General features: G+C 58.0%; 9 protein-coding genes. 6 read left to right on the top strand and 3 right to left on the bottom strand.

The genetic code is table 11. From position 1 onward, the window contains the following. Positions 1 to 11: 11 nt before the first annotated feature. Positions 12 to 3,419, bottom strand: a complete 3,408-nt coding sequence (locus tag ABF824_RS04750; RefSeq protein ID WP_415486740.1) for a DUF2126 domain-containing protein — start codon at positions 3,417 to 3,419, stop codon at positions 12 to 14. Between the two features lie 134 nt (positions 3,420 to 3,553). Here ABF824_RS04750 and ABF824_RS04745 point away from each other — a divergent pair, with 134 nt between their 5' ends. Then, positions 3,554 to 4,309 carry a phosphohydrolase gene (locus tag ABF824_RS04745; protein ID WP_415486739.1) on the top strand — a complete coding sequence of 252 codons (756 nt, stop codon included), beginning with the start codon at positions 3,554 to 3,556 and terminating at the stop codon, positions 4,307 to 4,309. 589 nt (positions 4,310 to 4,898) lie between these two features. Further along, a complete protein-coding gene (locus ABF824_RS04740; RefSeq protein ID WP_415486738.1) occupies positions 4,899 to 5,402 on the top strand; it encodes a hypothetical protein in 504 nt (167 codons plus the stop codon). A 15-nt stretch (positions 5,403 to 5,417) separates the two neighbouring features. Here ABF824_RS04740 and ABF824_RS04735 read toward each other — a convergent pair whose 3' ends face one another. Then, on the bottom strand, positions 5,418 to 5,621 hold the full coding sequence (locus tag ABF824_RS04735) for a hypothetical protein (RefSeq protein ID WP_415486737.1): 204 nt from the start codon (positions 5,619 to 5,621) through the stop codon (positions 5,418 to 5,420). A gap of 216 nt (positions 5,622 to 5,837) precedes the next feature. On the opposite strand from ABF824_RS04735, the gene murJ reads away from it, so the two are divergent. Beyond that, positions 5,838 to 7,412, top strand: a complete 1,575-nt coding sequence (murJ, locus tag ABF824_RS04730) for a murein biosynthesis integral membrane protein MurJ (RefSeq protein ID WP_415486736.1) — start codon at positions 5,838 to 5,840, stop codon at positions 7,410 to 7,412. Next, entirely contained in the window at positions 7,409 to 7,903 is a 495-nt protein-coding gene (locus ABF824_RS04725) for a GNAT family N-acetyltransferase (protein ID WP_415486735.1), read from the top strand. The genes murJ and ABF824_RS04725 overlap by 4 nt, the downstream gene beginning before the upstream one ends. 7 nt (positions 7,904 to 7,910) lie before the next feature. On the opposite strand, the gene ABF824_RS04720 is transcribed toward ABF824_RS04725, so the two are convergent. Beyond that, positions 7,911 to 8,630 carry a YfdX family protein gene (locus tag ABF824_RS04720; RefSeq protein ID WP_415486734.1) on the bottom strand — a complete coding sequence of 240 codons (720 nt, stop codon included), beginning with the start codon at positions 8,628 to 8,630 and terminating at the stop codon, positions 7,911 to 7,913. Between the two features lie 173 nt (positions 8,631 to 8,803). On the opposite strand from ABF824_RS04720, the gene ABF824_RS04715 reads away from it, so the two are divergent. Then, the gene (locus ABF824_RS04715) at positions 8,804 to 9,082 is read left to right on the top strand and encodes a hypothetical protein (RefSeq protein WP_415486733.1); all 279 of its coding nucleotides are present in this window, start codon (positions 8,804 to 8,806) and stop codon (positions 9,080 to 9,082) included. Then, positions 9,079 to 9,497, top strand: a 419-nt coding sequence (locus ABF824_RS04710) for a PepSY domain-containing protein (RefSeq protein ID WP_415486732.1), incomplete at its 3' end; no start/stop codon positions are given. The genes ABF824_RS04715 and ABF824_RS04710, both read left to right, overlap by 4 nt.

Here is a 9,497-nt window from a genome sequence, read left to right as displayed (position 1 = left end):
CTCACTCTCCGTCAGAACAAGCGGAGGTCCAGCGTGCGCGGCATTTCCATCGAACGCTGTACATGGGGCTCTGCCATCTGACCCGCGGTATGACCAAAGGGGAAGAAACGCGTGCGACGGCGGGCTTCCGCCTCGTTGGCGTTCACCGGACGGGTATCGTAGTTGCGACCACCCGGATGCACGACATGATAGGTCAGTCCGCCAATGCTACGGCCGGTCCATGTATCATAGATGTCGAACACGAGAGGCGTTTCAACGCCGATGGTTGGGTGCAGTGAACTGGGCGGATTCCATGCCTTAAACCGCACGCCACCGACATATTCCCCCTGCCGTTGCGTGCCCGTAAGCGGCACGGCGCAACCATTGCAGGACAGGATGTAGCGTTCGTCGACCCATCCCGAGACCTGCGCTTGCACACGCTCGACGGAACTGTCCACATAACGGGCCGTGCCACCGGCTGCCGGTTCCTCGGCCAGTGTATTCCACGGCTCCAGCGCCGTGCGAAGTTCGAGCGTCATACCCAGTTCAGTAACGGAACCGATCTCCGGGAAACGGAACTCGAAGTGAGGTGCGAACCACGCAGCATCGATTGGTGCGCCAAGTTCCCGCAGTTCTTCGATCGCATCGTGGAAATCCTGCTTCACATAGTGCGGCAGCATGAAATCGTCATGCAGGCGCGTGCCCCAACGGACCAGACGACGCTCGTATGGCGTTTTCCAGAACGCCGCGAGGGCCGCCCGCATGAGCAGAATCTGCGCTGCCGACATCCGATGATGGGGCGGCATCTCGAAAGCGCGATATTCCACCAGCCCGAGCCGTCCGGAACTGGATTCCGGTGCATAAAGTTTATCGATGCAGAATTCGGTCCGATGCGTGTTGCCTGTCATATCGGCGAACAGATTGCGGAATAGGCGATCCGTCAGCCATGGCGGCGTAAACAGTTCGCGTCCGACCTGTCGAAAAGCGATCTCCAGCTCGTAGAGCGCATCCTGCCGCGCCTCGTCCACGCGCGGATGCTGTGAACTTGGACCGATGAACAGGCCGCTGAAGAGATAGGACAGCGAAGGATGGTTATGCCAGAATCCGACAAGTGATTTCAGCAGATCGGGACGACGCAGGAACGGACTGTCTTCGGCACGCGCGCCACCCATGACAACATGGTTGCCACCGCCGGTTCCGACATGACGGCCATCGAGCATGAATTTTTCCGCCGTCAGGCCGACCGCACGCGCCTCTTCATAAAGCTGGCGGCTCCGGACCTCATGCTCGTTCCAGCTTGCCGACGGATGCACGTTGACTTCGATCACCCCCGGGTCCGGGGTGATGGAGAAAGACAGCAGACGCGGATCACGCGGAGGGGCGTATCCTTCCAGTACAATCTTGCGGCCAAACTTGGCGGCGGTCGCTTCGACGGCCGCACAGAGATCGAGCCAGTCCTCGACAGCGTACAATGGCGGGAAAAACACGTGCAGAATGCCGTTACGCGCTTCCACAGCGAGGGCCGTGCGCACGACATCAGGCTCTTCCCTGTCAACTTCCAGAAGATGCTCCGCCAGCGCCTTTTCCGTGCTGATCCGCCATGGTTTGCGCACTGGATAGGGTGGCAGAGCCGGCAGGTCGGAGAGTTGCGGCATCACCCGTTCCGGAGGCTGGCCGGAGCGGCTGACAAGATCTGGCACCTGCGCGCCATAAGCCGTGGCTGTACGACGGGCAAAGGCAGGATGAGGCGGCAGCCGGGGATGCGGCGCAAACGGGTCCAGTTCAAAGGACTGGTCGATATGCTCGGCATCGGCCCACGGCAGGCTTTGCAGCGGCAGTCGGAATCCTATCGGCGAGTCACCCGGCACGAGAAAGATCGTATCACCACGCAGGAACCAGCGCCCGGACTGCCAACGTCTTACACCATCCTGCACCGTAACACGCAGCGGCAGAACGGAACCGGCTTCCCGACCCAGACCACGGTCGAAAACGCGCGCGAGACGGTCGCGCTCCAGCGGATCGTTCAGTCTGGAATTTTCCACCACGACATTGGCGGGAAGACGATGCTCCTTCCAGAGATAATAGTGGATATCCTCATAAGCAGGCGCGACGAGTTCCGGATCGACCTGCAACTTCTGCGCCAGAGACTGGGCGAAACGGCGGGCATCGTGCTCCGTCGCATTGTCCGTATCATCATCGCAGGCCAGCAGGGAACGATCAAGCCAGACAGGCTCGCCATCCAGCCGCCAGTAGCAGGTCAGCGCCCAGCGCGGCAGTTGTTCGCCGGGATAGTGTTTCCCGAACAGCGTCATGTAAGTTGAGCCGGGAGACCACAGATCCATCAAACGACGCAGCAACCGCCCGGCATAGGCGCGTTTGGTAGGGCCGAGCGCGTCGATGTTCCATTCCGGCGCATCCATGTCGTTCGCGGCGATGAAGGTCGGCTCGCCGCCCATGGTCAGACGCACATCTCCAGCGGCAAGCTGGCCGTCCACTGCCTCACCTGCCGCGAGAATGGCCTTCCACGTCTCTTCGTCATACGGCTTCGTTGTGCGCGGCGTCTCGGCGATACGCCGAACGAACATCTCAAAGCCGAATTCGGTCTCGCATATTTCGACGCCACCCGAGATCGGCGCGGCAGAAGCAGGCTCCGGCGTTGCCGCGAGAGGAATGTGCCCCTCGCCCGTCAGCATGCCAGACGTTGCATCCAGCCCGATCCACCCTGCGCCGGGGAGGTAGACCTCGGCCCACGCATGCAGATCCGTAAAGTCGGCAGTCGGACCCGCTGGCCCTTCCAGAGGCACTTCATCGGCGACGAGTTGGATCAGGTAACCCGAGACAAAACGCGCGGCATAGCCAAGATTACGCAGGAACTGCACCAGCAGCCACGCGCTGTCACGGCACGAACCTTTACCTTCCTCCAACGTCTTTTCCGGCGACCAGACACCCGGCTCCATGCGGACGATGTAGCTGATGCGTTTCTGGATCGCCTGATTCAGCGCCACCAGCATATCGACAGTGCGCTGCTTTTCTCGAGGAACCTCGTCGATTAGAGCCTGCATAAGCGGCCCAACAGGCTCGATACGCCGATAAGGGGCAAGTTCCTGATCGAGCACGGCGTCATAAGTGAACGGCCAGTTTTCTGCCGCAGGTTCCAGAAAGAAATCGAACGGATTGATGGTCGCCATATCGACGACGAGATCGACCGTCACATCAAAATGCGTGACGCGTTCGGGAAAGACGACGCGCGCCTGCCAGTTGCCGGACGGGTCCTGCATCCAGTTGATGAAATGCGGCTTCGGCTCGATATTCAGCGTATAGGAAAGAATGTCCGTTCGAGCGTGCGCTGCGGGCCTGAGACGTATCACCTGCGGCCCCATCATCACGGGGCGATCATAGGTATAGGTTGTTTTGTGAGTCAGGGCGACGTTCAGCGTCATTGGCATCTTTCCTGAGCGATCCTACCAAGAGTAAAGCCCACCTCCTCCCTGTCTGACAGCCCCTTTTCGTTACGATTCAAAAAAAATTTCTCAACACTTCGTTTTATACGCGCCAGACTGAAATAATCACCGCCATGCAGAAGACCGAAATTTCCACCACACCTCGCCCGAATACATTTTCCGTCCCCTCGAATGTCGAGGGATGGAAAAGTATCTCCCTGTCTCCGGATCTCCGGGTTATCGTGCATGAAGAGCGTCCCATCTGGTCTGCGGCAACCGAAGCCCAGGTCGAGGCAATCTGGTCACAGGCCAAGCAGGCGCGTCCGCGTCTGTTCAATGGACGTATCTTCTGTGCCGACCGGATTGAGCCTGACTGCATCATGGGCCACTGGACGGAATACCGCCTCGCTCTGGCCCAGATGACGGACCCGCTGATTTTTGGTGACCGTCCCCTGCAGCAACTCGCCGTCTGCGGCCTGCTGCACTGCCCCGAAGGCGTAGTTCTCGCGCGGCGGAATCCTTCCTCGATCTACCTTGGCGGTTGCTGGCAGTCTCCTCCTGCCGGGACGGTGGAATCGCGGACAGAGACCGGCGTCGTTTCCCTTTCAGACCAGATTCTGGCTGAGGCAAAAGAAGAACTCGGCCTCGATAAGACTGAACTGATAGTAGGGAATCCCCGCATCGCAATGATTCACGGACGCACGCGAATAGTCGATATCGGGATACCGCTGACGACCTCCCTACCCTTCACCGCGCTGGAGAGACGATGGCGCGACAATGCCAACACTGAATACGACCTGATCACGTGCATACCGATGACTGAATCGCATCAATGGAGGCTTCGGAAAGACATTCTTCCGACCACTCAGACACTTCTTCAGCAGCTATGAGAGGTACACAATTCGAAACGTGTTTTTTTCATATCAGCATTGCAACTTTAGTTTACCTTGGAGCGTTGATCAGGTATCGTCAGAGTTGACAGCAACCAGAAGAAAACAGGAGCCTCGCCATGGTTACTCGCATCGCACGCTTCTTCTCCAATGGTCTCGTGGCCGTTCTGGTCGCGTCCAAAGCCGAAGCTGAACACGCAACACAAAGAAACACGCCACAATCACGCTAAAATTCAGAATAAATTATTTCCATCACAATTAAAAATCAGAATTCGAGCAAAGCCGCCTTAACAGGGCGGTTTTTCTTTGGAAAAGCCACGACATAATTACTGGCATATAAGAGGGAATTTCTGCCCTCCATTCAGAAACTGGGCAAAAACGCCATAATTCAGCCAAAACAATTCTGAACAATCGAAAGACCCGTGAATCATATTGATTCATCTCAGGCGAGGACGCGTCTAATAATAAACTTCTGATTTATTAAAAGACACAAAAAGACATGAAGTGCGCAATTCGAATCTGCGTGTCCTTCACTGTCTTAACCAAGACGAATCATGTAGAACCGGCTTGCTACTTTCTGGGGAACACGATGCGAAAACAGCTTTTTGCGACGACTCTTCTCCTCTGTTGTTCGCATGCCTACGCGCAAGAAGCCGTCACCATTCCTGACATTATGCAGGGGCACTGGGTCACTCTGCACCACTCGCTCGACGGAGGCGCTCACACGGATGCCTGCATCGTCAAGACAAGTGGCGGTGCTCTGGAATTCCGGGCCGACACACATGGGTCCGAAATCAGGACCGAGGCGGAGGATCTGTCCGTATCCGATGGCCAGAAAGTGCCGGTAACGCTTGTCTCCGGTTCGTCTTCCACAGATTTCGCGATGGTCGCGCTTGATCACAGCACCTTGCGGGCGCCCTTGACACCCAGCGCGTTAAACGCCGTTCTCAATACATTCGGAAATGCCCAGACACTTACGCTACGTATAACAGGTGCCTCAGACAGAAATATTTCTCTGACTGGCAGCGGGATCGTTCTGAACGGCTTTCGCAAATGCATGACCGATAACGGTTTTGCTGTCGCGAAAAACTGACCCCGGTCCCGGCGCTTAGACGCCGATCCAGATCGCTCCCAGAAGCAGGATTGCTCCCACCGTCACCATCGCCAGTATTCCAGCAGCGTTGCCCGGCATCACGTCGGGCAGAACGGCTACGAATTTGGCTGCCGTCAACAGCATGAACACGCCAACGGTAATGGCGATAAGCCGGACAATCATGGTGGAGCTGATGGGAAAACGTCTGATAGGCCGCATGGTGTCTTTCCGGAACGCTCCTGCTTTCACTCCATTCTCAACAGAACGGCGTTTATGCAAGCGGCATTTTACCAGCAATCGCCGCACAGCAAAATACCGCCCCAGCATGGGACTCTGCCATCTTTGACTCCGGGTGGGGCAGATTGTTTTGGAATTTTCTCTTCCACAATCAAAACCCATCTTCCCGCAAGACCAACGACATCCCTATAAGCGGTTATGCTCAAGGGATTTCTTACAGTTGGCGGCTGGACCATGCTCAGCCGTATTCTCGGTCTCATCCGGGATCAGTTGCTCGCCGCCATGATGGGTGCGGGGCCGATGCAGGACGCCTATCAGGTGGCCTTCCGGCTCCCCAACATGTTTCGCCGCCTGTTTGGAGAAGGCGCCTTCAATGCCGCCTTCGTGCCGCTCTTCACCTCCGCGCTGGCGACGGATGGACCCGACCATGCCCGGACGTTGGCGCGGCAGGTCTTTGGTGTCCTGCTGACATGGCTCGTCATCCTGTGCGTGCTGGGCGAAATCTTCATGCCCGGCATCCTGCGGGTGATCGCTCCCGGTTTTTCCGAAAGCAGCAATCGCTACGAGCTGGCTGTCACCCTCAGCCGTATCACCTTTCCCTATCTCGTTCTGATCTGCGCGGCCGCCCTCGTCTCCGGCGTCCTGAATGGTCTGCACCGCTTCAGCATGGCAGCGGCGGCCTATCTTTCCTTCAATGTCGTTGGCATTGCCGCCGTGCTTTTCGTCACGCCCTTCATGCCCACCGTGGCGCATGCCGCCGCATGGGGCGTGACAGCCTCAGGCTTCGTGCAACTCGGCCTACTGATGTTCGCTGCGCGTCGGGCCGGATTCGACCTGACGCCCCTGCCGCCCCGTGTCACGCCGGAAATTCGCAGACTTGGCCGCCGGATGCTGCCCGGCCTGATCGGCAGTGGCGTTACCCAAATTAACCTGACCATCGACACCATCATCGCCACGCTGCTGCCAGCCGGTAGTGTCTCGCTGATGTATTTCGCCGATCGGCTGAACCAGCTTCCTCTTGGCGTCCTAGGTGCAGCGGCGGGCACGACACTTTTGCCCGTTCTGACAAAGCACCTCGCCGAAAACGATGACGACGGCGCTCATGCTTCCCAGAACAGGGCCATCGACTATGTGCTGCTGCTGACCCTACCCGCGATGGCCGGGCTTCTCGCGCTCGCGACGCCGATCATGCAGTTTCTGTTCGCTCATGGCTCGTTCAGCCTTCACGACGCGGCCCTCTCGGCGCAGTCCTTACGGGCCTACGCGTTTGGTCTTCCGGCTTTTGTGTTGATCAAGGTTCTCTCGCCCGCCTTTTTTGCGCGCGGGGATACCTCCACGCCTGTGAAAATCGGCTTCTTCACGCTGACCATAAACCTGATGCTCAATCTGCTATTGATGAAGCCCCTCGCCCATATCGGACCACCGCTAGCCAGCAGCCTTGCAGCCCTTCTGAATGCCTGCATTCTCTCCGCGTTGCTGATCCGTCGGGATGCTTTGCGGCCCAATGGTCTGATGCTTACACGTATTGCCCAGATGGCCGCAGCGTCGGTTGTCATGGCTCTGGCACTGGCGGGCGTGAACACGCTTTTTTCCGCGCCTTCCAATCATATCACCCTGTGGCTTGGTGTGATGCTTCTTGTTGAAGTGCCTTTGGGTGGCCTGCTTTATCTTGTGGCCCTGCAGATCATGGGCGTTCTGGATCTGGCCAGCGTGCTGGATAGTTTCAAACGGCGTCTGGCACGGCGGAAAAAGAAAGCAGACGCGGCGTCATGACGGACGAAGTCATTATTCGTCCCATCCGAAAGGAGGACCATGAACGTGTCTGGTCCATCCTTGAGCCCATCATCAGGGCCGGTGAGACCTATACTCTCGATCGGGACATGACACGGGAAGCCGCGCTGGCTTACTGGACAGCGTCCGAGAAAGAGACGTTCGTCCTCGAACAGAACGACGTCGTGCTCGGCACCTATTATCTGCGCGCCAATCAGGCAGGCGGAGGACAACATGTCTGTAACGCCGGCTTCATGACGCATGCCGAAGCTGGCGGTAAAGGCGTGGCGCGCGCAATGTGCGAACACGCGCGCCACCATGCAAAAGCACGCGGTTTTCAGGCCATGCAGTTCAATTTCGTTGTCTCAACGAACGAACGGGCCGTTCGCTTGTGGAGCCGTCTAGGCTTCGATGTTGTCGGACGGTTGCCCAAAGCATTCCACCACCCCATTCACGGGTTGGTGGATGCCCTCGTCATGTACCGTTTCCTGTGACCTTGAATTACTGACTTTTCTGGGCGCTCTTGGCCTGAGCCGCCTCCTGACTTTTCACAGTCGACGAATCAAGAATGTTATCCTCGCTGATGAACCGGAGAGACTCTTCAGCATCCATCAGAGCAGCCGTGGCTTCATCGTTCTTGCCACCTTCCAGCAGCACGGAAGCGCGATAGACATCCGCCGTGAAAGCCTGCTGCGGCGCAATGGCCAGCACGAACTGCACGTCAACGCCTGCTTTGTTGAGAAGATCGGCTGCGTCTTTCGTTCTGCCCTTCTTCAACAGATCGTTGGCCTCCGTGACAGCCTGCTTCTGGCCAGGTGTCTTTTCTGTCTGTGGCGCAATCATGTACTCACCCAGAATCGGCAGCCACTGGACAGGCGTTGCCTGCGTCGCTGTCGAAGAAGGCAGCTTGCCTGAATGTCCCTCGGGCACGGCTGCAGCCGGGTGCAGTTCTGACTCCGCTTTCATGAACTGGCGATTGTCGGTGCCTGCACGGCTAAGGGTCTGGTTGGCATCGGCCAGAGCTTCCGTCGCTGTCTTCTGGTCCTTGGCGGCGATGGCGCGGCGCGCGACATCGACATCCGCAAAAGCGCGGATACCGTCGCGAGACAGGTGGTCATAGTCGCGGTCGGCCTGCTGGGGCGTAACCTGAGCAGCTACGGCAGGCAGGGCAACACTCGTCGCGGCAACAAAAACCGAGGCCAGCAATATGCGTGCGTTCATGAATCTCTCCGGAAACGATATTGGGCCTAGCATCGACCAATCCCATGACAGTTGGAAGACATGCCGGGTGCAGAGCGGGTTACCACTTTCAACATGGAGTGGATTCACTTTACAGAAAGAGTCGCAGCCCGTAAGAAGATGATAATAACTCGCATTTGCAGAGAAGCGTATCCATGTCTGCACCGTCTGGATTCATCCCCCGCCTTATGATCGCGGGCGCACTCGCCTACCCTGCCGGACTTCTGATCACGGTATTTCTGCCTCGTATCTTCCACGGTGCCGCGCCTGACGCGTTCTTTGTCGCACAGTGCGAAGCGATTGGCATCATGCCTGCTGTCGTCCTGACAGTCTTCGCTGCGGGCACGCTCCTGCGGGGGCTGCTGGCGGGTGCCGCGATCATGGCTGTTGCCCTCCTTATCACCGTCCCCTTCGTCGCATTCGGTGCCCCATGACACCCACCCCTTCGTTACGCAGCCGGATGGGCTGGCTGCATGCATGGATTGGGTTCGTCGGTGGCCTGATTCTGGTCGGCATTTTCGCCACCGGGTCGCTTGCCGTTTTCGGCTCGGAACTGACGCACTGGATGCCACCGGAAACACCCCCCGTCGCGGCTCTCCAGCCGTCGCCGCCAGCGCTGGATGCTGCTGCGAAGGAAATCCTGACACTGGAAGAGCAGCACGCCGCACGTGTCTTTGTCTCTCTTCCCTCCGCGCGCGATCCGCTGCTGCGCGTGGTTCATCTGGATCACGACGTCATTCATTCCTCGGCGTTCGATCCGGCAAGCGGCAAGTCCGTCAATCTGCGTGATACTGCGGGAGGACTGCTTTTCTTCAACTTCCACTACACGCTGCACATGGGTCATTTCTT

Origin of the sequence: Acetobacter sp. (assembly GCF_047721705.1) — a bacterium.
Taxonomy (GTDB): Bacteria; Pseudomonadota; Alphaproteobacteria; order Acetobacterales; family Acetobacteraceae; genus Acetobacter.
This window is presented reverse-complemented; position numbering and strand designations above follow the sequence as displayed.

Bases quoted from the DNA above. Each gene is read 5' to 3' on its own strand.
- ABF824_RS04750 (WP_415486740.1), bottom strand. From the start codon at position 3,419: ATGACGCTGAACGTCGCCCTGACTCACAAAACAACCTATACCTATGAT.
- ABF824_RS04745 (WP_415486739.1), top strand. From the start codon at position 3,554: ATGCAGAAGACCGAAATTTCCACCACACCTCGCCCGAATACATTTTCC.
- ABF824_RS04740 (WP_415486738.1), top strand. From the start codon at position 4,899: ATGCGAAAACAGCTTTTTGCGACGACTCTTCTCCTCTGTTGTTCGCAT.
- ABF824_RS04735 (WP_415486737.1), bottom strand. From the start codon at position 5,621: ATGCGGCCTATCAGACGTTTTCCCATCAGCTCCACCATGATTGTCCGG.
- murJ (WP_415486736.1), top strand. From the start codon at position 5,838: ATGCTCAAGGGATTTCTTACAGTTGGCGGCTGGACCATGCTCAGCCGT.
- ABF824_RS04725 (WP_415486735.1), top strand. From the start codon at position 7,409: ATGACGGACGAAGTCATTATTCGTCCCATCCGAAAGGAGGACCATGAA.
- ABF824_RS04720 (WP_415486734.1), bottom strand. From the start codon at position 8,630: ATGAACGCACGCATATTGCTGGCCTCGGTTTTTGTTGCCGCGACGAGT.
- ABF824_RS04715 (WP_415486733.1), top strand. From the start codon at position 8,804: ATGTCTGCACCGTCTGGATTCATCCCCCGCCTTATGATCGCGGGCGCA.